This window comes from Sphingobacterium sp. UBA5996 (assembly GCF_002429765.1).
Classification (GTDB): Bacteria; Bacteroidota; Bacteroidia; order Sphingobacteriales; family Sphingobacteriaceae; genus Sphingobacterium.
In genome coordinates this window covers 1-24771 of the sequence record NZ_DJAS01000017.1, presented here as the reverse complement: position 1 = coordinate 24771, position 24771 = coordinate 1, and the positions used below count along the sequence as shown (strand labels likewise).

17 protein-coding genes are annotated in these 24771 nt (G+C 41.9%); 10 read left to right on the top strand and 7 right to left on the bottom strand.

What is annotated here, in order from left to right:
- The first annotated feature begins 434 nt into the window (after nt 1–434).
- The 6 genes from B3E00_RS13045 to B3E00_RS13020 are packed head-to-tail and all read left to right on the top strand — an operon-like array spanning nt 435 to nt 8496.
- Entirely contained in the window at nt 435–959 is a 525-nt protein-coding gene (locus B3E00_RS13045) for an RNA polymerase sigma factor (RefSeq protein WP_209577845.1), read from the top strand.
- Nucleotides 960–1002: 43 nt separating this feature from the next.
- Nucleotides 1003–2019: a FecR family protein gene (locus B3E00_RS13040; RefSeq protein ID WP_293938773.1), complete on the top strand. Its 1017-nt coding sequence runs from the start codon at nt 1003–1005 to the stop codon at nt 2017–2019.
- Nucleotides 2006–5254 (top strand): SusC/RagA family TonB-linked outer membrane protein, encoded by a 3249-nt coding sequence (locus tag B3E00_RS13035; RefSeq protein ID WP_293938771.1) that lies wholly within the window; start codon nt 2006–2008, stop codon nt 5252–5254. The genes B3E00_RS13040 and B3E00_RS13035 overlap by 14 nt, the downstream gene beginning before the upstream one ends.
- Before the next feature lie 19 nt (nt 5255–5273).
- Entirely contained in the window at nt 5274–6653 is a 1380-nt protein-coding gene (locus tag B3E00_RS13030) for a RagB/SusD family nutrient uptake outer membrane protein (RefSeq protein WP_293888514.1), read from the top strand.
- A gap of 42 nt (nt 6654–6695) precedes the next feature.
- Complete coding sequence (locus tag B3E00_RS13025; protein ID WP_293888512.1) at nt 6696–7349, top strand: hypothetical protein; 654 nt, start codon at nt 6696–6698, stop codon at nt 7347–7349.
- A 7-nt stretch (nt 7350–7356) separates the two neighbouring features.
- The gene (locus B3E00_RS13020; protein ID WP_293888510.1) at nt 7357–8496 is read left to right on the top strand and encodes a cytochrome-c peroxidase; all 1140 of its coding nucleotides are present in this window, start codon (nt 7357–7359) and stop codon (nt 8494–8496) included.
- A 57-nt stretch (nt 8497–8553) separates the two neighbouring features.
- On the opposite strand, the gene B3E00_RS13015 is transcribed toward B3E00_RS13020, so the two are convergent.
- The 5 genes from B3E00_RS13015 to B3E00_RS12995 form a co-directional block, all read right to left on the bottom strand.
- Nucleotides 8554–12198 carry a M1 family aminopeptidase gene (locus B3E00_RS13015; protein ID WP_293938769.1) on the bottom strand — a complete coding sequence of 1215 codons (3645 nt, stop codon included), beginning with the start codon at nt 12196–12198 and terminating at the stop codon, nt 8554–8556.
- Nucleotides 12191–13075: an ABC transporter ATP-binding protein gene (locus B3E00_RS13010; protein WP_293882988.1), complete on the bottom strand. Its 885-nt coding sequence runs from the start codon at nt 13073–13075 to the stop codon at nt 12191–12193. The genes B3E00_RS13015 and B3E00_RS13010 overlap by 8 nt, the downstream gene beginning before the upstream one ends.
- A 171-nt stretch (nt 13076–13246) precedes the next feature.
- Entirely contained in the window at nt 13247–15001 is a 1755-nt protein-coding gene (locus tag B3E00_RS13005; RefSeq protein ID WP_293882991.1) for a DUF885 domain-containing protein, read from the bottom strand.
- Nucleotides 15002–15041: 40 nt separating this feature from the next.
- Nucleotides 15042–15563: an STM3941 family protein gene (locus B3E00_RS13000; protein ID WP_293938768.1), complete on the bottom strand. Its 522-nt coding sequence runs from the start codon at nt 15561–15563 to the stop codon at nt 15042–15044.
- A 3-nt stretch (nt 15564–15566) separates the two neighbouring features.
- A complete protein-coding gene (locus B3E00_RS12995) occupies nt 15567–16100 on the bottom strand; it encodes a hypothetical protein (RefSeq protein WP_209577835.1) in 534 nt (177 codons plus the stop codon).
- A gap of 198 nt (nt 16101–16298) precedes the next feature.
- Between B3E00_RS12995 and B3E00_RS12990 the strand changes: the two genes are divergently transcribed.
- Complete coding sequence (locus B3E00_RS12990) at nt 16299–17117, top strand: hypothetical protein (RefSeq protein ID WP_293888503.1); 819 nt, start codon at nt 16299–16301, stop codon at nt 17115–17117.
- A gap of 140 nt (nt 17118–17257) precedes the next feature.
- Nucleotides 17258–18346 carry a DUF6688 domain-containing protein gene (locus B3E00_RS12985; RefSeq protein WP_293883001.1) on the top strand — a complete coding sequence of 363 codons (1089 nt, stop codon included), beginning with the start codon at nt 17258–17260 and terminating at the stop codon, nt 18344–18346.
- A 68-nt stretch (nt 18347–18414) separates the two neighbouring features.
- Here the strand turns inward: B3E00_RS12985 and B3E00_RS12980 are convergent, their stop codons facing one another.
- The gene (locus B3E00_RS12980) at nt 18415–19134 is read right to left on the bottom strand and encodes an outer membrane beta-barrel protein (protein WP_293883003.1); all 720 of its coding nucleotides are present in this window, start codon (nt 19132–19134) and stop codon (nt 18415–18417) included.
- Nucleotides 19135–19368: 234 nt separating this feature from the next.
- On the opposite strand from B3E00_RS12980, the gene B3E00_RS12975 reads away from it, so the two are divergent.
- A complete protein-coding gene (locus B3E00_RS12975) occupies nt 19369–19683 on the top strand; it encodes a hypothetical protein (RefSeq protein ID WP_209577832.1) in 315 nt (104 codons plus the stop codon).
- A gap of 125 nt (nt 19684–19808) precedes the next feature.
- On the top strand, nt 19809–20687 hold the full coding sequence (locus tag B3E00_RS12970) for a pirin family protein (RefSeq protein WP_293883006.1): 879 nt from the start codon (nt 19809–19811) through the stop codon (nt 20685–20687).
- A 71-nt stretch (nt 20688–20758) separates the two neighbouring features.
- Here the strand turns inward: B3E00_RS12970 and B3E00_RS12965 are convergent, their stop codons facing one another.
- Nucleotides 20759–24625, bottom strand: coding sequence for a TIM-barrel domain-containing protein (locus B3E00_RS12965; RefSeq protein WP_293888501.1), 3867 nt, complete (start codon nt 24623–24625; stop codon nt 20759–20761).
- Nucleotides 24626–24771 lie beyond the last annotated feature (146 nt).

Here is a 24771-nt window from a genome sequence, read left to right as displayed (position 1 = left end):
GAGCATAAAATATTCATTTAAATTCTTAAGCGCATTTCTATAACCAGCATGCTATGAAATGACGCCTTAGGTTTATCTGCTACTTTTTAAAAATTGGTTACCAGTTAAAAATAGCTTTTTACGAATGTATTCTACTATTTTTTCTACGCAAACGATCTCAAAAGAACCATCGAAACCGACCATTCAATCTGCTTAACTAGCAATCGTCTTTGAACGCACCAACCGCCAATCATACGCTATTGACCTTTAAGGCTTTTGCTGCAACTTTTTAACAATAGTCAAAATTTAATCGACGGGAAGAATGAGAAATACGTTTGATCTAAGCCACGTGATATCCACAGCAAGAAGCGAATAGATCCATTCAAGCGCGATCCAAACAGTAATCTTATTTGTAATTATTCTAAATAAAAATGTAGATTTGCGCCATTCACACCATGAGACAACATTGGATAGCTACATTGAAAGGGTCGAGTGAGGCCTTTGAATCCTTATATGACTTAGTATACAGAGAGCTTTTTGCCTATGGCATGATGCTGGGATATTCGCGTGAAGCCGTAAAAGATGGTATACAACATCTATTTTTAGAATTATGGGAAAAACGTGACCGCCTGCCTCCTGTCGATAATATCAAATCATATTTGATGACATGGTTGCGCCGTATTCTGAATGACCGTCGGTTATTGGATGAAAAATTGGCGATAACAAATTATCGGTCCAATGACAATGCTCCTTCACACGAGACGGTCCTCATACAACAGGAATCCATTCGCGAAGCGAGTACCCGTTTAATTCAAGCTTTGGAATCCCTCACCCCGAAACAAAGACAGGTAATTGATCTCAGGTTTTTTCAAAACAAGTCTTATGAACAAATTGCATCTGAAACTGGAAATAGTCAACGAACAATCTATAACCTTGTTTATGAAGCCATTAAGGTTTTAAAGAAAAAAAATGAAAAATAATCCGGTAAAAATCTGGATTTCTCTCCTCTACACTCATATATACATGAAAAAAATTTACAACGACAGCGTTGATTTAGTAACCGATGAGCGTTTTGTGTCTTATCACAATGGAAACGCAAAACGAGCGGAAATTCATTTTTGGACGACATGGATTGCAGAAAATCCAGATAAATTACATCTTGTTACTGAAGCAAGGACCATATTGGATGCCCTAAACGTGCATATCAGCGAAGGGGAATTGCAAGTTGAAAAAGATAAACTATTTGCAAAGCTGGAAAGCAAAGCACCTGTAAAAACACATCGGCTAGGAGGAAAATGGCGATGGATTGCTGCAGCTTCTATCCTGCTCATCGGTGCATTTTCATTTCATCAGATTTTTCTTAAAGGCACGACTCAACCTACGCTCGCCTTACATCCTACCTCTACTGAAGAATGGCTTCATGTCGCCGCCCAAAATGGCAGAATGATCAAGGTTAACCTCAGTGATGGAAGCCAGATTACGCTGATGGGTGGAAGTACACTACACTATCCAAAACATTTCAGTAAGGATACCATGTGTGTTCTACTGAACGGTGATGCACGCTTTAATATTTCAAAAAACGCAGGCCGTACATTTGCAGTAAAAACGGATAATGCCTTAGTGACGGTCTTGGGTACACAATTTTTGGTGGAGCAAGTCGATTCAAAAAACACCCGTGTAAGTTTGTTTTCCGGAAAGATTAAACTGACCAACCGCAACAATAAAAAACAAATTCTGCTCAATCCTGGGCAACAGGGGTATGTCACCACTACGAATATCCATCTCGATAAATTTGCGCCCACACAGATCAATAATTTTCCGGAAGGTATTTTACATTTTCAAAATGCTTCTTTCGCTGAAGTCTCCCGAAAAATGACGCAATATTATGGCATCCACCTCTCCCTCCGCAAACCCGATGCGCGATGGAGGTATACCGGGCATTTTGAGAAGCTGCCTGTTGAGGCTGCACTCGCCGCGATTTGTTTTTCAAAAGAATTGTCATCAAAAAAAATAGCAAAAGATACGTATGTGCTTTATTAAAGAAACAGTAAGACGAACCTTCTTATTGAACACCATTTTCCTACTATCCGCTGGGGCCGCTTCCGCACAAAGCACGCCCGGGCAAGGGACCTTGGAAACTGCTTTTCAATTATTGACCCAGCAGCACGCCGTACATTTTTCATACGACGCTTCCATCGGACTGCATCGCCGTGTTCCTCTTCCCACGGCCAAAGAGAACATAGACACGTATTTGTCTAGGCTAGCATCGACACATCAGCTGCGCTTTCAGCGAATCAAACGCTCTAACGTTATTGCCGTCAGCAAGGCAGCTAAGCCCATATTGCTCAACGGTGTAGTGACTGATGCAAAAAAAGGCTTGCCATTGGCCGGAGCGACGCTAATACTTAGGAAAGAAAACAAAACCTATCGCACTGATAGTTTAGGACGATATCGCATACTGACCGCAGCTGAAAATCGCGGCCAGGAAATTGGAATACGTTACTTGGGCTATCAAAATTACGACATTAAGGTAGATACCGCATATCAGCGGATCAAACTGGTTCCATTAGATCAACAACTTGAGGAAGTATTTGTCAGCAGCACCTACGAAGCACCGAAACTACGCGAAGAGATGATTGGAAGTGTGTATACGATCAGCGCCAAGGATTTGCAAGCCGACCGGCCATTAGAAAGCGTAGATAAAATGCTGGAAGGACTAGTTCCGGGATTATATGTCGAACCCAGCACTTCCCTAGGCACCCCTGTTAAGCTTCATATTCGCGGGCAGGGAACACTGACAAACCTAACAAGCAATACCGGACGATCGACCTCTTCGCAGCCGCTGTACGTTGTTGATGGTGTTGTTGTACAAGAACAGGAAATAGGCGACGCCAATTCACTATTCACAGGGGAGACCTTGCTGAATCCGATCGCAGGAATCAACCCATTGGATATTGAATCCATTTCAGTACTTAAGGATGCTGCCGCAACAGCAATCTATGGCGCAAACGCGGCAAATGGTGTTATTTTGATCACGACCAAATCTGGTCGCAGTGGCAAGGCACAGCTAACAGCCTCTTACAATACCGGGGTCTCCACGTTTATCAACCAAATGAAATTACTCTCCGGACTGCAATACTACGAATTACTGCGAGAATTTTATATAAATACGGGCTCAACGGCAACTGATGCCTCAAAAAAGGCAGGTAGCAACACCATCGATACCGACTGGTTTGGACTGACGTCACGTAATGCACGTTATGATAATATCAATCTATCTCTTTCGGGCGGGAAAGGTAAAGATACATATTATCTTTCCATGGGCTACCGTAATCAGCAAAACGCCAGTCCTGGAAATGGTTTGAAGCAATACACAAGCTCTTTACGTTATTATAATCAGTTTAGCGACAGGCTTCAAATGACCACCACCATATCGCCGGCACTGATGCGGCGGGAAGGTCTCGACCAATTCGCCAATGCCGCTTATATGCCGCCCAATATACCCCCCTATCAGGAAGATGGAAGTTACAGCACCTTCTTAGGCCTCGTCAATCCAGTCGCAGCATTAGCCGAAAATACGGATAAAGCGTTGGCTTTTACAGGGACCGCACGGATCGAACTGCAATATGCACTTTTACCTTTTCTAAGCTTGCGCGGAGCGATAGGCGGAAATATGCTGCAGTCCAAGCAGGAAACTTTTCTTTCGGGTATCGCTGGCGCCTCCATTGCCAAAGATGGGCGTCTGCGCATCAATGACCGAACGACATACAGCTGGACTTCCATGCTACAGCTTACCTACAGTCCAAAATGGCGAAGTGGACACCGCTTTGTCGGAATTGCGGGGATGGAGCTAAAAGATCAATACAGCAATTTACTCGTTGGGCAGGGTAGCGGATTTACCTACGACCGCGTCATCGCAATCGGGCTCGCAAGCACCAAGACGTCATCTTCGTCGAAAATCTCGGACGCGACCGTATCCAACTATGTCCAGATGAACTACGACTATGACAAGCGATTTTATGCTTCTCTCAGTGGCCGTGCAGATCAGTCGTCTATGTTTGGTGGCGACAAACAGGTGGCGCTGAATGGAGCGCTTGGATTGGGATGGAATATCAGCAATGAAAAATTTATGCAAGCCATTCAGGCAATAGACTTTTTGCGTTTACGCGGTAGCTTCGGAACGACAGGCAATTCGCGGATTGGATCCTATGCGTCGAGAGGTTTATACAAATTCAACAATGTGACCTATGGCGGACAGATAAGTGCAAGCCCATCTTCTTCTGCGGCGGAAAATCCAGACTTAGGCTGGGAAACGAATATCAAGTTCAATGTTGGCGTTGACCTGAATGCTTTCAATAGGTTACGTGTGGCACTGGATTTATACCGAAACAATATCCGCAATCTGATCGCAAATATCAGTGTGCCACTGGAAACAGGTTATGGTGGTATGCCGCTCAATTCAGGAAACATGTACAATCAAGGACTGGATTTGAGCGTTGCCTACCAATGGTTAAAACAGTCCAAGGTCACATGGAACAGTATGCTTATCGGTGGCTGGAATAAAAACAAGGTGACTTCGTTTAATAATCCATTGATTGAGCTGTATGCTGCAAACTCCTCAGATAACATAGGTGCAGGCCAGCGGGTAGGATACAGCGCTACATCATTGTGGGGGATCAGATGGGCCGGCGTAAATCCCAATACCGGGGAGGAAGGTTTCTACACCCCCAATGGTGATGTGGTCAACAGAACCGAAATACGGGCTTTGGGGCAGAGCGCCTACCAATTGCTGGGGAATGCGATGCCCGATTTTCAGGGTAGTCTTATTAACAATTTGGGATGGAAGGGATTTCAGCTTACGCTCAATTTACAATATAATCTTGGCGGCAACAAGTTTGTAGCCACAACCTATTTACGGGATGGAAATAGTCTGTCAAACTCCAATATGTCGGTCAATTTACTGGATCGATGGCAGCAGGTGGGCGATATCACGGCAATTCCAAAGCTAAACTCCAGCTCACCACTTAATAACTCTTCCCGTTATTTGTACAGCATGACCTATATCAAGCTAAGTAACGCTTCCTTAAGCTATCGTCTGGCCGATCGTTTAATGAAACGGATGGGTATAGGACAGACAGCATTGAGCTTCAATGTGACCAATGTATTCTATTGGTTCAAAGACAAAAGTCCGGCGGGCAGAAACGGCATCCGCGAATACCGATTTATCTATCCTGAGACACGTAATTTTTCGATTGGTTTACGAACCACACTTTAATCTTTCAATAATTCCAGTTATGAACATAAAGACACTAAGTGTTGCTTTCCTTTTGGCCTGGAGCACAATGAGCTGCTCAAAATTCTTAGATAAAGAACCGGAAAACGAGGTTTCGGTAGACCTTATTTTCTCCGATATGCAGGGCGCAAAATCAGCCCTTGCAGGGGTGTACAACAACCTATTTCAGTCGGACTACTACAATGGTGTACGCATGGTTTATCCCGATCTACTCGGTGGCAATTTGACATTTGCCGCAGCGGGTAGAACAACGCTGTTAGATGTCTATTCATTTGAGACTGATGCAGACAATGATTCGATGAACAAGCTATACAGCTATCAGTACACGTTGCTCAATGCCATCAATAATATCATCAAACGCGTCCCGGCAATAACCAATATCAGTACACTTGAACGCAACCATATCATGGCGCAGGCGTATGGCTTGCGGGCATTGGTTCATTTTGATCTCGTACAGTTCTATGCGCAGCCCTATCTTTATACAAAGGATGCTTCGCATATGGGTATCATACTTGCCAAAAGCACAATTCTCCCTAAAGATGCACAAATAGCACGTTCTACGGTGGCAGAAGTATACCAACATATCGAAAGTGATCTGAATCTGGCTGATTCGTTATTTGCCAATAGCAAAACCGTATTTGAGGGCAATACCAAAATATACATGAACCTACAGGCAAGTAAAGCGCTTCAGGCAAGGCTGGCCCTCAATCGCAACGATTGGCAAAAGGCTTATGCCTTCAGCGCCGAACTGCTCAAAGCAAACTATTCCCTTTATAACCATGCTGAGTACATCGACAGCTGGAAACAGGCCAATACCAAAGAATCTATTCTTGAGCTGGCCGTTCCGAGCAATTATTCCGGCAACTCAATCGGTAGTTACTATGTCAAGGAGGCCAGTAATTCCTATTATCAGTTTAGGCCAAGTCAGGATCTCCTCGGACTGTTTGGCCAAGATGATGTAAGAGCAGCCGGTGGGATATTTAAATATCCAACACTACAAACGGCAGTAACTAGTGTCAAGTTGATCCGCCTCTCGGAAATGTACTTGATTCACGCGGAGGCAGCAGCTGAACTAGGCTATACCGATGAGGCTGTTTTGAGTTTGAATGCCATCCGACTCCGCGGTAATCCGAAGCTCGGAGCTTACGTTTTCAACACAAAAGATCTGTTGATCAATGAGATCCTCGACGAACGTCGCCGTGAGCTTTGTCTTGAAGGACTTTTATACCTTGATTTGATGCGCAGGGGGCTATCTGTTAAGCGCAATGACTGTACAGGGACAAACTGTAACGTCACTTTTCCAAATGATCATATGGTATTGCCCATCCCAAAGCAGTCGGTGCTTTCCAATAAGCGCATGATACAGAATCCTGGCTATTAATATTAATCAGCAACACTAAAATACAAATTAATAAAATACGACATGAACAGTTTAAAAGCAATCCTTAAGTTATCCAAATTCGTCACTATCTGCAGTATCCTATTTTTCACCATCTCCTGTAGTAAAGATAGTAATGTGGCTCCAGAGCCCGAATATGTTCCTAAGCCGGACAACAATGCTATAGCTACCTTTACCAGTACAGATCCTTATTTTGAACTATACATCTACCGCTTTGATGACGCCACAGAAACCTGGGGAAAACGTATTCGGGCACATTATCCTACAGTGTCCACAACGGACACCACCTATATGGGATTTACGAATCCCTATGTAACAGATAGTGGCGTCAATCTTTTCCAGATGGTCACACTATATAGCGATAAGATCGGTACGACAAACATTAAAACGGCAGGTATCAATGTGGACCAGGTATTGCAATTCTTACCAGATCAGCATAACGACCAGCTCGGCAAAGTGACTGTAAAGGAGCAACAGGTAAAAATCTACAAGAAAACCGAATCTGCCACAGAACGGAAAGATATGGAATTTTTCGAAATCGGTATCAGTGGTGCGGGGACGTATGATTTAAAACAAGGCTTAATCGACCTGGAGGTGAATTTTAACGAAACAGCGATCGGTGGATCCAATAAAGTATCCCGTAAATACAAATTAAGCACCAAAGCGTTAGAATTGTAAACAACAAATGATACGAAGATTACTTGTATTTGGTTCATTGGGCGTCATCCTGATCTTACTGTCTTTTGTGCAGGATCAGGATATTCCTGATATTGCCTTATGGCGCAAATTATATTCCTCCGGCGATAGCAAGCGATGGCCGAAACCACATCTGGATGATGATGTAAAGGCAAATTTTGTCGATATTGGCACCTTGCCCAATGTTCAATATCCTGCCGATAATGCGTTTAGCAAGGAAAAGTCGGCGCTGGGAAAAATATTGTTTTTCGATCCCAGGCTTTCGGCAACAAAACAGTTGGCCTGTGTGAGCTGTCATGATCCGCAACTGGGCTGGGGCGATGGCAAGAGTCTGGCCCATGGACATAGTCGACGGGTAGGAAAACGAAATGCCATGACCCTCTACAATGTCGGTTACTACCGCTCCTTCTTCTGGGACGGACGGTCATCTTCCTTGGAAGCGCAGGTATTATTTCCGCTGACCGACAGTGTGGAGATGAACACCGACCACCAAGTAGCTGTGCGCCATATTCAGGAGATCGCTGGTTATGCACCGTTGTTCCAATCGGCCTTTGGAGACAGCACGGTCAGTATCTTGCGTATTCAACAGGCGATTGCAACTTTTGAAAGGGGCATTCGTAGTTATAACAGCAAGTTTGACCGCTTTGTTCAGGGAAATAAGAATGCTATGACGGATGAAGAGGTATGGGGGCTGCATCTTTTTCGGACAAAAGCACGCTGTATCAACTGTCACAATACGCCTTTATTTTCAGATAATCAGTTTCACAACGATGGACAGACGTTATATGGTACCAAGCAGCAGGATTTCGGCCATTACCATATTAGCGGTAAACAGGAAGACATAGGCGCATTCCGGACGCCTTCATTGCGGGAGATTACGCTAACTGGCCCCTGGATGCACCACGGTAATTTTCCAACGCTGTTAGATGTCGTACAGCTCTATAATCTCGGTAATCCCGAACCAATACAACGCAGCGTTACGATAGACCCAAAAACAAGGCCTATACATTCGGCAAAGCTGAAAAAGCTAAACCTTACGAATGAAGAGATTAACGCTGTGCTTAAATTTCTGGGAGCGATCAGTGGTAGTACGCAACAACGTATGATGACTCCAAAATTGCCCGAATAAAAAAATCCTCATCTTGCGATGAGGATTTTCATATCCTTTTCTATTTGACAACCTTTTCTATAGCTCTTTCCTGTTGTCATCGGATTCAATATCAATCAGTTTATTGTAAGGATCTATGCCTACCTGTTCGGGCTTTTGATCAACAACTAGCGTCAGGGTATTATTGATCCGATCAATTCTATGCTTTTTGAGATAAAGTTCCTGCCGGTTGTTTCCACCTTTACCTTTTTTACTGGAGAAAATACCAACTTCAATATAATCTGCAAGAGGCAAAGACTTTATTGTCAGCCGATCTGATTTTTTAAATGACAGCGCCTGCCCCCCTGCGTCGATATAGCTCTTTTTCCCATTGCCATCCACGCGATATTTAGAAACTTCAAACTGAATATCAACCTGATATTTGCCATTTTTAAGTTTCTTGGCGCTCACTTTGTCAACTTTATTGTTATACAAAGTAATCGTTTCAAACATATCCTTGATCAGGTAACGCAGTGAGTCTGGAGTTACCTGCCTAAAGCTATCCACAAACTCGGTTGAGGTTGTGTATGGCGGATTTTGGAAAGCTGTGCGTTGCAAATAAGCTCGCGCAGTACGATTAAAAACATCCTCTCCCAGGTAATCGCTCAACGCATAAAGCACCAAAGACCCTTTTTGGTAATGGATGTACATTTGATTTTCATTGTACATCAATGGCTTCTCGCCTAGTTTTTCGGCACTTCGCCCCTGCAAATAGCCGTCGAGTGCATCTTTAAGAAACTTACGCATCTGCCCTTTGCCATATCTTTTTTCCAAAACCTTGAGCGATGAATATTCAGACATACTTTCGGACAATAAGGTCGCGCCTTGCACATTAGCCCCTACCACCTGATGGGCCCACCATTGATGGGCTATCTCATGTGCTGTTACTGCATAAGGATAATCAACTGCATCATCCTTCTTCTCATCAACATCGGCAATAAAACCGATTGCCTCAGAAAAAGGAATGGTATTGGCAAAAGACTGCGCAAACGTTCCAGCGGTACGCGGAAATTCAATAATACGCAATTGCCGATGTGGATAGGCACTATATTCTTTCGTATAGTAAGCCAGAGAGGCTTTACTAGAAGCCATCATACGATCGAGGTTGTAGATATGCCCTTTGTGGTAGTAAATTTCGAGGTTAACACCATTCCACTCGTCTTTTTTGACTTCATACTGCGCCGAATTAAAAGCAAAAAAGTTGAGGATCTCTGAATCCATTTTATACTGATAATACTTGCGGCCATCTTTTTCCCATTCCTTCGTCAGATATCCCGGGGCAATAGCCAACTGATCTTTAGCGGTGCTTACGGTAGCTTCGAAACGGATCCAATCCGCATCGTTGGAGATATAATTATCTTGCAGTGCTCTTCGATCACTCTGCGGGGCCATCCGATTTCGAAACGGTAGACCATACTTCTTGCGCACATCATTATCCACCAGCTCGCCCCGGTCCAGATAGCCTATATTCGGAAAAAGCATATTATTGATAAAAGTACCATTTCCTTTCACTGGTGACTTTTCATTTATCCAGGTATTGGCTGGACTTTCCGTACTAAATTTCAACACAATGGAATCTCCCGGAGCCATGGGCTTATCGAGCTTATAAATATTAAAATTATATATATCGTCGGCAGAAAGCAGCTTATTTGGCACATTGAAAGAAAATTGATAATCGTAATCATTATAATTGACAAAAATAGAATCGATAGCGATATTGGTCTTATTTTTCAGTACATACGCTGCTGTTGCTTTAAAACTACGCGTATCCGGAAAAATATCGAGATTAAACTTAATATCCACGACGCGTGGCTGCGGGCGATATTGATATTTCTTATATTTCTTTTCCCATTCGACGGCCTGTTTTTCATGATCCAAACTTGTATAATAGGGGTTTTTGACGTGGTTTTCGTAGTATATTGCACTGCCGATACCAACAAAACCTAAGAAAGCGATCAACACTATCGCACCTGCCGTCGGGCTCCAGTTGGCCCTAAGAATAGCCCAACGCTCCCTAAAGCCCGAAAAACTACCTCTCCGCCACAATAATAGTGCGAGCGTAGCAAAAACAACCGCGAAGAGCAGCCAATAGATCCGATACGTTAAAAAGGGAAGTACATAACCAAACCCGTCCATATCGGAGTAGTCAAGATCTGGCCCCTGATTAAACTGATAGATTTCCTGTTCAACTCCGACCATAGACAAAAATGGCAATCCAATAAATAAGGTCAGCAGTACAAAAAATCCAGCCAGGTAGTTTTTGAAAACCGTATGGACAAACAATGAAATAAAAAGCCATACCACATTGGACAGCATACCATAGACCATCAAATGCAGCACATATTGTTTGATTTCAAAATTGTAATAACGATGGTAAACCTGAAAAGCCATACAGGTTAAGATCACGACGCCCAACAGGGTCAACTGCATCAGCAGGACGGCAATAATTTTAGATCCCATAAAAGCCCAGTTGGGAGCTGCTGTGGTGTCCAGTAGTCCCCCCATCCGCGTAATGGTTCCACGGTGGACTAAAAGCCCCATAAAAAGAAAAGTCAGGATCAGCAGGAAAAACTTAAACGTACTCCCCGGGATCATCAGCATTTTCCAGGTAACGGGATAAGTCGACGTTCCAAATATCGAGCCAATGGTGCTTGCCATCAAGATAATGAACAAAACCCCTACTAAAGTCAATATTAAAAATACCGGATTTTTGACGATATAGCGATAGTCATATCGCGCCATTGTCCATGTCGTTTTCAAATAATGAAATGTCGAAAAATCATAGCTGACCTTAGGCAAATTGATCCGGAAGATACTGTCAAAGTTATTCTTTGTCAACCGAGCTCCTTTTTTTGACGATTTAAAGGAAATCGAATGTTGCGAAAATGAAAATAACATGTAAAACCCACCAATGAATAATGCTGCTACAGCGAGCCAAATGAGGCGGTTATAAATAACTGCTCCGGTAAAAGGCAGATTGTTGACATTCTTCTCATCTGGCGACCAGTACTGAGTATAATACGAGATGGCACTATCGCCAAACGGATCGATCAATGCACCGACAAAACGATTGTCCATGTTGTTTGCCAGACTTTGAACAAGCACCTGAAGAATAATAAGGATCAGCACGGCAACAAAACCAACGTATACGTTTCTTGTCAATGTTACGAGTACGAAGATAATGGCACTAAAAATAACCAGATTGGGAATAACCTGTACGATATAAGTCTGTAGATAAGCCCAAATATCAATCGGCCCCAACAAAGATTGATTGATGCCGGGTACAAATTGTGCCACAACAATACCAAGGGTTGACGCCAATACAATAACCAATACCACGGCTACCGACCCAAAGAATTTGCCCAACAGGTAATCCGTTTTTGAAAAGGGGTAACTGAACAGTATCGTATGCACCTGATACTGAAAATCACGATAGACACAGGCTCCAACAATGGAAGGAATCAAAAAATAAATAATTGTTGACATCCCATTGACCATACCATTAATTGCCCAAGGTGAGTTTCGGATGGTGTTGGATGAAGTGGTCGCCGTTACACCGTCAAAGATGCCCAGCGATGAAAGCATGATAAACAGCGAGAGTGCAAAGAACAGCGCCATGTAGATATAGACGGCCGAACTTTTAAACCAGCGCGTAAATTCAAAATTAAAGATAGCTTTAAACATGGCGTTGATCATTTTTTAGCGCAACAAAATAGACATCCTCCAATTGACCTTGGGCATTCACAAATGACTCATCCGGACGCTCATCACTGTGCACCCGAATGTTGAGCGTATTGTCCTGATTGTAATTGGTCGAAATGACGTTAAACTTCTGAGTATACTCGTCCAATTGATCTCTACTGATGATACGCACCCAGATCTTGCCCTCCAATTGGTCGATCGATTCTTTCGGAGTACCTCTCAAAAGGATCTTACCACCATTTAGAATAGCTAACTCATGACATAATTCCCGTACATCATCGACAATATGGGTAGAAAAAATAACCGTATGATCTGTACCTATTTCCCGTAGGACATTCAAAAAGCGATGTCTTTCCGCTGGGTCAAGTCCCGCGGTTGGCTCATCAACGATAATTAATTTTGGATCATTCAGCAACAACTGTGCAATACCAAAACGTTGTTTCATGCCCCCCGAGTAACCGCTTACACTTTTATTGCGCACGTCCCAAAGATTGGTCACTTCAAGAACGCGATTGATAATAGCATTGCGGTCCGCTTTGGATTTGATTCCTTTAAGTTTCGCAAAGTATTGCAGCAGATCGGAAGCGGAGAGGTTGGGATAAACACCAAATTCCTGAGGCAGGTAACCCAAAACTTTCCTCAAATCCAGCTGATTTTTCAACACATCGATATCGCCGAAAGTGATACGGCCACTGTCGGGTTTCTGAAGCGTAGCGATCGTCCGCATTAAAGAAGACTTACCCGCACCATTCGGGCCCAGCAAACCAAACATTCCGGGTCTGATTTCCAAGTCTACATTGTCTAACGCTTTGACCCCATTCGAATAGGTCTTACTAAGGGTTTCTATGGATAAATTCATAATTAATTTTAACTGTTAATAGTAGGTTAGTATACCAAAACAATGATATGTTACATGAATATAGTAAAAGTTAAAAACAAACGAAAAGGAAAGACCAAAATACCCACACCCACCCTGCCTGTAAACAACTGAGCCACTCCGGGGGAGTGGCTCAGTCATTGGTCGCGATGGCTATTTTAGCATCATCTCGCGGATATACTTCACTGGCGAATTTCCAAAACTCAGGAACGTCTCATGGAACTTTTTCAAATTAAACTGTTTCCCTTCTTTTTGCTTAACAGCCTCTCGAAGTTCATAGATTTCTTTATACCCAGTATAATAAGAAGTCAGCTGAACACTGCTTACCGACACACGTTTCCATTTACCCGCTGCTTCGGCCTGTTGTTGGAAGGCTTCATCCACCAACAGATGCATAGCGTCTTTCTCGCTCATATTCTTCACATGTACGCTGTAGTCCAATATGGCATTGCAAACTGCACGCAGATGCCATTTATACCACATCAACCACATTTCGGGCGCATTGTCACCGTAACCGTTTTCCAGCATCATCTGCTCGGTATACACTGCCCAACCTTCAATCATAGCACCATTTCCTAAAATACTCTTGATGAGACTTGGCGATTGGTTGGCATACACCAATTGGGTGTAATGCCCCGGAATAGCTTCGTGGATATTGAGTATCTGCAGGATGTAATGGTTATATTCTCTCAGATAACTCTCCTTAGCCTCTTTCGTCCAGCCACTTAGACTACCGACATTATAATAAGTGTTACCTCCTTTATCATATGGCCCCGGCGCACTGATTGATGCGCCCGCGACACCAGCCATATAGGCGGGCTCTTTGCGCACCACGAGCGGTTTACTCTCGTCGATATATAGTAAATCTTTCTGTTTGACAAAAGCGACCAATTTAGGTATCTGCGCTTCGATAGCCGACTGAAAGTCTTCTGCTTTGACATGATTTACCGAAAGGGTATCGATCATTTTTCGGATGACAGCCAAACTATCTGCAGGCACAGCTGATTTCCCAAAATACTTTGGCCAAAGTTCCTTGCTGATTTTATACATTTCGCCATGCAAATAAGTTTTCCTTGCAAGCGCAGCCTGATAAACCTGTTCGGCAGTGGATCCAGACTGTATATCAAAATCGAATTTTTTGTCGTAAAGCGCTTTTCCCAATCTAAAACTCCGTGGCGACGGATTAGGCGTCACTTTTAAAAACTGTACATACCCGTTTATCGCCGCAACAGCTTGCTGGGATGCCTTCCCAATGGCTTCTTTTTCCGCAATTGATAGATCTGATTTTTTCAGTGAATCCAGTAAGTCGCTTTCAAAAACAGATAATCCGCCCAAATTCTGTTGAATGCCCAAATCGGTCAATACCTGAGCTGGATTTTTAAGCTGTTTCTTTGCAGCCTCATAATAGGCCGGAATTTTTATTAAACGCTGTTGAATGGCTTTAAGCCGCGTCGATAACGGTGCATAACGCTCTGCGAGCATAAAAGCGATTGTCCCTCCAACGTTGTAAGACGACGGGTTCCATTCATAGGCACGCTCTTGCTCTATCGACCAAATATTTGATTCAAGATAATTTTTAATCAAATGATAATCTGTCTGTTGCGATAAATTCAAAGAACTCAAATCAAAGCTTTTTAGGCTGTCCAACTGGTTCTTTGAAAATTCTAGCCGTCGCTTTCTGGCATTCGCATCTGGTATGGTTAATAGAGAATCATACTGATGAAAACCAACTTGGGTAGCCCATTCTGGATTTTCTTTCCAAAGCTGCAGAATAAAACGGTCTTCATACGATTTAAAATTTTCATTCGTAGCGGTATCAGCAACAGTTTGACTGTTATGAGCTCCTGATCCACAGGAAGCCATCAGCCCCAGTCCAGCGATAGCAAGGGTATATATTTTAAGTTTCATTGGAGTAATTTGGCTAAAATTAACAAAAAAAAACGAGCCATTACTTTTGCTTGTCCCAATAAGATAAAAACAGTTGATGCAGTTCTGAAGGCTTCAGATCAATGGTTGACGCCGAATACATGATATTTAATTCCTGAGCAGATTCCTGATAGGCCATCTTCCATAGTAGTGATGGTAGTCTATCTTTATACATACCTGAATTTTTTAGGGTAACAATGATCATGGTATCCCCACCCACTTTCTCTAAATCAATAGACTTTACATCTTGCCAATTCCCTTGACCAAAAGCTTTTGCCAATGGCGTAGTTTTTCCGAAAAAATATTTTTCACTAAGAACAATCTGGGCTGATTTATCCCGAAGACTCAGCAAGTTTACAATCAACAAGATGAGAAGTACCAACAATACTCCTGCAGAAAAGATCGTGGGCTTAGCTTTAAAAACTCCATCAAACAATCCAATACTATAAAGTAATATGATTAAGAGTAGCAAACAAAATGCTGCTGAAATTAGCAGCATTTGTGTTGTTTTTCGCTTATTTCTGTAAAGATGTGTTTCCTTCATGAGTTAGTTTCCCCAATTCACGTTTAGGTTGTGCTTTTCTGCGTAAGCTTTCCCTAAGGTATATACATTGTCGAAAGCACTATTGATTTCGGGCATGTCATTCTTCTCAATCTTTTGGAGTAAAGCCTGCTTTTCTTCAGCCGAACCTTTACGATCACATAACTTTGCATAGGCCGTATATTCATTTTTATAAACGGGCAGGACTTTCTCGAATAATGCAATAGACTGTTCTTTCAATGCTTTCGCTTCCGCATCGGAAACATTCAGCTCTTTGATATCCTTTAAAGCCTTTTCGACAACCTGAATCTTAATCTCAACTGACTTTTGAGCTTCATCGCCCACTTTCTTACTGGAAGGCATGTCCGCAAATTCCACAGTCTCCTGCTCGAGGCTTTTGCCGTAGCGCTCAGGCGCAAAATCCGCAATAAGATTGGTATTTAAAACAACTTTTCCGAAAAACTTATCCGGACTGGGAGATTGACAAGCCGTAAAAAACATGCTCGACAACATAAGAATAATAACTAGTAACTGCTTCATATATACATATTGTTTGTTCCCAAAATAATTAATAATTATGAAACAGGCAAAATATGTAGTCCTCTGACTGTCGCATACACTTTCAACCAGTTGCCCCTTTTCAATGATAAAAGAAGAGATATGAACGATAAGTATTGTACAAAATGTTAATTTTTAATACCTTAGCAATTAACATACAAGAGATTAAAAAAAGTCATTATGGGCTATGATATTAGTTACCACCCGATCTCAGAAAAACAAATAGAAACGTGGTATTTTGATTTACTCCAAAATCCCGAAAAGCTTGAGGAAATATCCACATTTCATCAGCTCGAAGACTTCTATAAAACCAAGTACCAAGACACTTTAAATGCGGGCCGTGAAACCGGAAAAAATGATTATTTTGACAAGACCCACGGTTTTTTTATAGCGGTGGTACAAGGTTTTTTCGAAAAGTACTTTTATGTTCGCGGCGGAGCTTTGTCCTTCTCCCAAAATGAACATTTGTCTGTCTATTACAAAAGATGGGAAGAATTTATACAACCAGAATTCCTAACCAATACGATCGAAAATAGGCTTGTTGAAAACTATTGCTCGGGTGTCTTTATTCCAGCAGAGAAAACCGCTCAATTATGGATAGACTATCATCATAACCCAGCCATCAGGGCTGAATTAGATACACTTTTTTCAGAGAACCGGATTTCAATTTTTCTCGATGCATTGCAATATGCCAAGGAGCGAAATCTCGGCGTTTTGGAAGCAACCGAAGTCGTAGAACCACAACCTTTTGACCTGAATGAATCGAAAAGTTACTCCAACCTGTTTAACTGTGACAAAGCAGGTCTACTCTTATATCAGGCTACAGCTTTAAAACAGATTCAGGATATAGCACAACGCAGCGGACTTCCTGAAAATGAGGCTTTGCCAAATGTCAAGACTGATACGATACATGTGCAGCCGGAGAAGCCTGAAACGACCGAAAACTTTCCAAACAGTAAAAAAAGAAATTTCTGGAACAGGTTATTTGGAAAAGATTAAACCAGCTATTTTGCGCTCAATAATAACACTGTTTTCAACACTTATGATGATTTCTGGCATATACGTGTATCACGTCGAATCTGAATCCAGCACACTGATTTGACTATATTCTTCTTCGCATTATAACTGCTCATTCTATTATGATTTTAATTCTTCTTTTCATTATAATCACGCTTTTCGGAATTTTATATCTGCTGCGCGCGCTCGTGAAAAAACAACAGCGGGATGTATCCTTTGTTGAATATACCGTTGTCACTGCTTACCTTTTAGCGCTGCTGCTTGCGGGGATTGGTTTTGTATTCCATTCGAGCCAATATAACCAACCCGTGGACCCTGTGGATGGAGACTGCTATATTCCCTTCGGCGGCAAACACATCTTATCGCTGTTTATCTATTTCGTTGCATTCAATATTTCAGCAGCTACCATCTGGATAAAAGGGCGAAGAATTCCACCCATACCTCTCGTTATGATGCTGGTGATGTTATTGATAGGCAGCGTAATGAGTGTATTTGTACTTATTCAGGTCAGTCACCACGATACATCCACACTGGATATGTATGTTGGCAATGAAGGAACTTTATACTTTATTTTTACACCAATTTGCAGCTTAATTATCGGTGTCGGATTAATCCGTAGAGTCATCGTAGAAGAAAAGGGTTACGCCATGAACAGAACTTACACCAATCCCACCCTCAACAAGATCAATACCTTACTTTCTTCCAAGCTGAATTATCCCTTATGGGCTATTGTATTACTTGTTCCGGTCTTTCTGATACTGACCCTCATCCTCATCTTATTGGGGCAGGATCACGATTCCATGGCGAAAGTTTTCACGGAGACAACTACTTGGGCATTTTCACAAAAAATGCATCCTCCCATTTTGGATCATAAAGGACATTATTTATGCACAGTCGCCGCGAAAGGTAATCCTGCCCTTGTAAAACCGTTGAGATTAGGCAAAAGGCACGGCAATACCATTATCGTCAATAGACAGCTTCAGATTGCCAATGCGTTTGAAGAAATTTTGAGTGATCTATCACCTTCGATACACCGGTTTGTGCGGTATTGCTATGATAAATATGGTTTCAACATCTCCATCAAAATCAATTCAACCGGTGCATCAAATATGACTTATATTTTAATGAAACCCTTAGAATATATATTTCTATTTTTCTTATATATGCTTTATATCGAACCCGAGAAGAAAATTGCCAAACAATACAACTAATATCTTCGCGCCCCGATCTGTTATTTACGAAAATGACCTATAATCGAAAGCAAACGTGGGAGTAAGCTTTATTCATTTTTAAATATCGGTCTTAGTAACTGATATTGTAGGCCCAATCGGAATACATTTAGTCGTGCCGCACCAAGGTCGCTACCCAGCATCTGTCCGGTATAATCCTTCAATCCCCATGAATAACCGGCAAACACGGTATAGCGGTCATAATTTACGTTAAATTGTAAACGTGGCCGCAGATCCATATCAATTACTTTACCTCTGTCACGATCAAATGTTGTTTTATTTCCCTGTTTATCCTCAATACTACCTTTTTCCTTGATGCTCAATACTTTGGCAATATCCATCCCCAGCTGAATATCCATCGTCATGGGTTCAAAAAAGACGCGATAACCGACAAACGGATTAAAATTGATAAACTGTTGATTAAGTTGGGTTTGACCACGGCTTCCATTCATAAATTCGCTTCCCTCCAAATCAATCTTTGTCTGCAATCTTTCGTAGGCGCCTTCTAGACCTAATATCAAATTGTTGGCAAAAATATAACGGTAGTCTAAAGCCCCACCTATGTTTATTCCATATTTTTTTCCATAGGGATTACTGGTATAAAAGTCCTGCTGCGTGGATCCAATCAACGTGCTCTTGGCCTCACTCCCTTCTCCCGTAAAGTTGGATACCCCAGAAGTAACCCCCACACGTAGTTCGTGCGTTTGCGAAAAAGCTATAAAATGAGTTACACCGGCAAAAAGCCCGACAAGTAAAAGTCTCTTCATCATAAACTAAATAATAATTAAAATCGCTAAAAAATTATATACATCCGATTACTAAAAGTAAGAAATTTTATGTGATTGTACTTATTTCACCCCTTTCTTTTTCTGTTGACATATTGCGTATTGATCCAAATCGTTCAACGGCGCCCCTTCATGATGAAAACATGCAGAGAGTATATCGCTGTATTTATTAAACTACATCAATGGAAATGAATCAGTTCATGTTTACTTTTGTTCATTATGAAGACCTTAACATTTCTCCTATTTGGCAAAAATGAAGAAATTTTGCTTACGCTAAAAAGAATCATTGAGAGCACTCCTATGTGGAACGCAACATTACTGCAAGAGTTGGATAGTTGTAAAAAGCAGCTAATTAATCATCCTGTAGATGTATTATTATTAAGCTCGGGGCTCTCGCTGCAGGAAGAACAAGAAATAACGGATTATCTTTCGCAACTCCCTTATTCCATCGGCCTGATTACCCATTATGGTGGCGGCAGCGGGATTTTGAAAAATGAAATTTATACGCTGTTTCCAGACTTACTGCCAGGTTAATGCAACTTTGAGCAGCGCAATATGAGAACGATACAACTGGAAACCGCTAAAATGTTTCTTTATTGAACTAGATCAATGGCGATCGGCTACTAAAAGGCTAATTTTGGATACTAAATAAAATGATCATGAACAAACAGAACTTTATAAAAAAGGGACTTTTAGGTTCCGGAATATTTACATCGAAAGAATCTTCAGCTGATATCTTGAAAAATGATATCGACGAGATAAGCCCCCTTGAAACTTTGAATGTGGAAGATACAAACTATCCATCAGACAAATTGGAAAACCACAGTGTCCTCCATAAAGCAACTACTCGCGGGCATGCGGATCATGGCTGGTTACAAAGCAATCATACGTTTAGTTTCGCCAATTATCACAATCCTGAACGCATGCATTTTGGTGTATTGAGGGTACTCAATGACGATACAGTCGCTGCGGGAAGAGGTTTCGGTAAACATCCCCACGATAATATGGAAATTATCAGCATCCCATTGGAAGGCGACCTGGAACATGAGGACAGCATGGGCAATAAAGCGATTATACGAAAGGGAGATATTCAGGTTATGAGTGCAGGCACTGGCATCATACACAGCGAGTATAATAAAAACACCGATCAGGCAGTCAAATTTCTACAGATTTGGATATACCCTAATCAACGGAATGTGAGTCCGCGATACGATCAAATTACCTTGGATGGTATGCAAAGACAGAATAAATTTCAACAGATTCTCTCGCCAGATCCAGACGATCAAGGGGTATGGATTCATCAGAATGCCTGGTTTTCGATGGGCCATTTTGACCAGGACGTTCAAGTAAAATACCACGTCAAACAGGCCGGTAATGGTGTCTATATTTTTGTGATAAAAGGCAGCGTTAGCGTTGAAGGGCAGGCATTAGAAACCAGAGATGGTTTTGGAATATGGGATGTATCAGAAATCAACATGAAAGTAACCTCGCCGGATACCGAAATCCTGTTGATGGATATCAGTATGGTATTGGACTAACGCAGGGAGCAGATAGCAATGAACAAAACTGGGAGCTTCATAGGCGCCCAGCTTCGTTCATTTGTTGGCTTTTAGAAAGTGACAGCATTTAGCTTTTTATCCACCAAAACACCATCCTTCGCCTGGAGGTTGAAGATGATATTGCGCCTCGCTTTTAATCTAATCTTAAATAAAACCTCCGATCCATTTAAGACCTCTTTGTTGCCTAGATTTACAAAAGTAGGATACAACACCTTACTGCCGTTGGTATGGAGACGATCGTTCGTATAATTGTTCATCTCTTTTAGATGCAAAGGCTCGATACCGACATATTCAAAATCTCCCTGATTATAAGGGAGGGCAAAACTAAGTGCATTGACTGCGTTGAGCTGTTCTCCACGTACACTGATTTCAACTATTTCGCCTAACTTTAAACTCGTTTTTGATGGAACCAATTTCAGTTTACCAGCGACTTTCTCCCCTTTGGCAGGCTTTGCCCCCCCTTCGATGACGACAGCAACGTTGGAAATATCATAAGCATCAATCAGTTTATTTTTATTGACATCACCGTTGCTAACATACCCCTCGAAATCTCCATCTCCAAAGCGCAAGCCCATATAATTAATATAAGATGTTAAATCATTGTGGTCGATCAATCGGTCATTATTGATATCACCCGGTAGGTAGCTTGATGATCCTGGCACTTTAAACACATACAATTCTCTGCCAGAACCAAATCCACCCACAGCTTCAGAAATTGAAAGTTTGATAAATCGTGCGACCGGATGTGATCCAAACGCAAAACGTTTCATTTCGCCATCACGTTTCCAGTCAAAGCTGCCTGCTTCAGTCCAGGTCACCTTGTCATTGCTATAGAAAACTTTTCCTTTCAAAATTATACCATTCCCGCCGTCAGTCCTTGGAAGATACTCAAACTTATCCAATTGATTGACAGATTTTAAATCTAAGGTCATATCAAAAGGAACTGCTGTCTGCCCCCATTTCGTATGCCACATATCTCCCTCATCGTAATTGAACAATTTATGGATACCGTTCCCACCTTGGTTATCAACAGACGTCTCTGCTTTGATGCCATCAATAGCAAACTCCAAGGGGTTAGCTTTTGTTTTTGCCGAAAATGTACTCCAATCTGAAAATCCAGATTTATTGACTGCCCTGATTTTAAACTGATAATCCGTTTGAGCTGCTAGTCCATCAAAAAGCAGTTGCGTGTCCTGGATGGTCGAATAGATCAAGTCATTGCATTCAATTTCATAATAATCAGCATTCACAACCTTTCCCCAAGTTGGATTTAAGGTATACGCTTGCGTATTCTGATCGGTGATTACAGCCTTAGGCGATTCTAAAGCACCTGTTTGGGTTAGATACCTGTCGGCAGGTGCATACGTATAGCCTTCCAATTTGACTTCAACTGCAGTTGATGAGACATCCTGTTTGGCTAGTCGTACCAACAACATCGGATTTTTAACCAATGGTATTTTCTCGAATTCAGATCCCTGGGTTGCAAACTGGTTCAAATTTGGATGTGGATCGTAGAAATAGACATTTTCAGAAGAATTAAATACATCTAAACTGTTTACTTCTTTGAGTTTTATATTTTTTCCATTGATCTTTACTTTCAACGCCTTGGGTGCTTTACTGACGTTAAAACGAATTTCGGTAGACTTCATCATTTCAAAGCCATCAAATTCACCCTCCGTTGGCGCAATTGTAAATAACACGCTATTGCCTGCAAGGTGAGACGTTAGTGTTGTTTGAACACCCTTTCCATAACGATATGCTTCAGTCTTTCCGTCGTCGTCATATTCAACAAAGCTGGAATTTCCGTAGGGATAAACCTCATAGATACGTTGATCTGTTTTGATTTCCTGCACGTTATTGTTCGGATGGGTTACCGGAATAATAGCACCATTTTTAACAAAAACGGGCAGTTTCCAAATGGGAGCGTCAAAATTATTGATGATACGCCCACCTGCATACTTCTCACCGGTAAAATAGTCTATCCATTCACCATCTGGCAGGTAGATACCATTGCGGATATCATTTCCGTTATCATCAACATGAGTTTCCTGATAAATTGGTGCTACAAGAAAACTAGGACCATATAAGTATTGATATTGAGTAGCTTTGCCGAGCGTAAAGCTGTTTGCCTGCTCCAAAAATATGGCACGAATGATGGGCAGTCCATCGATAGCTTGTCTGGCGACGCTATAACTATAGGGAACCAATTGTGACTTTAATTTGAGATACAAACGGTTGATCGACGTAGCGGGCTCACCTAAAGCATGTGGGTATTTCTCATTTGAACCCCAACCATCCATATTCAGTTCCATCGGCGTCCAGGTTTTCCACTGGAAATCACGAATATTAACTTTAAAATTTTTCCCACCAAAGATTCCGTCCATATCGGAGGTAATATTAGGCTGGCCTGAAAGCCCAGACCCGATGTAAGTAGGTATATGGAATCGAATGTACTCCCATACACCGCCCGTTTGGTCACCCGACCAGATAGTAGCATAGCGTTGTGTGCCTGCCCAGCCATCCAATGAAATAATAAATGGACGCGCATTGTTTCCATAATAAGGCATGGTATGCCCGACGTCAGCGACTCCATTGAGGCCAAAAGAATATCCGGGGCCAACCCAGGCAACATCCGTTTTTAGAACCCTGACACCCGCATCCCGCACTTCTTTTACGATATCCCGTTGCAGTAATGCACTTATACTATCTTTGGGATGGAGATCTGACTGTGTCCATAAACCGATTTCGACACCATTTTTACGTGCATAATCGCCAAATTCCTTCAAATTACCGATATTTCCATCTAAGGTTTCCGTTTGTCCATAACCAGCACCATAACCGTCATTCGGAAGGATCCAACCCAAAGGCATATCATGTACCTTATAGCGGTCGATCACGGCGCGTGCTGAAAATTGATAATTGTTTTTCTCCCCGTTCAGGGATTCTTTGATTCCGCCGTTGTCCTTTTGGCTTTCTTTATAACGCTTGCCATCTTCAAATAAAATCCCTTGCTCATCTTCCTTCCAGAAATCGCGATTATAGGCGTTAAGATGGCCTTCATATAATCCAAATTTCGGTAGAAGGATCGGCTTACCCGTCAATTGATAGAAATCATTCAGCAAAGATTTAGCGCCATCATTCACCATAAAAAAGACATCTAAATAGTCGGTATCATGTGTTAATTTTACCGTGCCTTTTGTTTTGGCTCCAAATGTATAATTTCCCTTTTTGAACGTATGCCACATCAAGCCATAACCTTTTGTAGACCAGTAAAAAGGCGTTGGGGAAGCTACACCACCATCTGTCCAGCTATTCTGGTTTTCAATGGCGATTGTGTTCCCCTTATGAGAAAAGCGTCCATTCTGTACACCACCTCCAAAGAAATATTCGTCTGCCTGTTCTTTCAATTCGAGACTGACTTGATGCTGATCAAAATTGATTGGCTTTAAGCTTTCAACGACTACCCTATTGTTTTTACGATTGAGGATACTAAACTGTGAAGTCTGCTTATCCATTGAAAAAAGGATATCTTTGGTGGAGATGCTTACCTTATTTCCTTCATCCTTGACCTCCAGTCCAGTGACAGTTTTGCGGGGCTGCTCTACGAGAATTTTTGCGGCGGGTTTTGCTTCAGGATCACGGATAATACCCCCATGAATATCTTGGAACATTCTAAAAATATGATCGCCATAGAAATCTAAAGTCAACCGTTGATTATTATCGTATACAATCTCTACTGTCGTTGGGTTAATTTTTTGAACGGTGCTAATCTTAGCCGTAGGATCAGCGCGATCTGTACTCAAATAATGGATTGTATTCGTTCGGGCTTCAAGCCTATTGGATTGAAAAATAAAAGGTGAAGCCAATCCTATTAGTAAACTGACCTGTGCTTTTGCGCGCCAAAAAGATATCTTCATGCGTATGATTTATAATGCATTAAATTAACTTAACAATAATACAATAGTAAATCGAAGTAAAAAAGCGATTATGAAATGCAAACGATTGTCCAATAATAATGTTGCGAGAAGGAGGAAATGTTGACAAACGAAAGAAGCCCTTGACT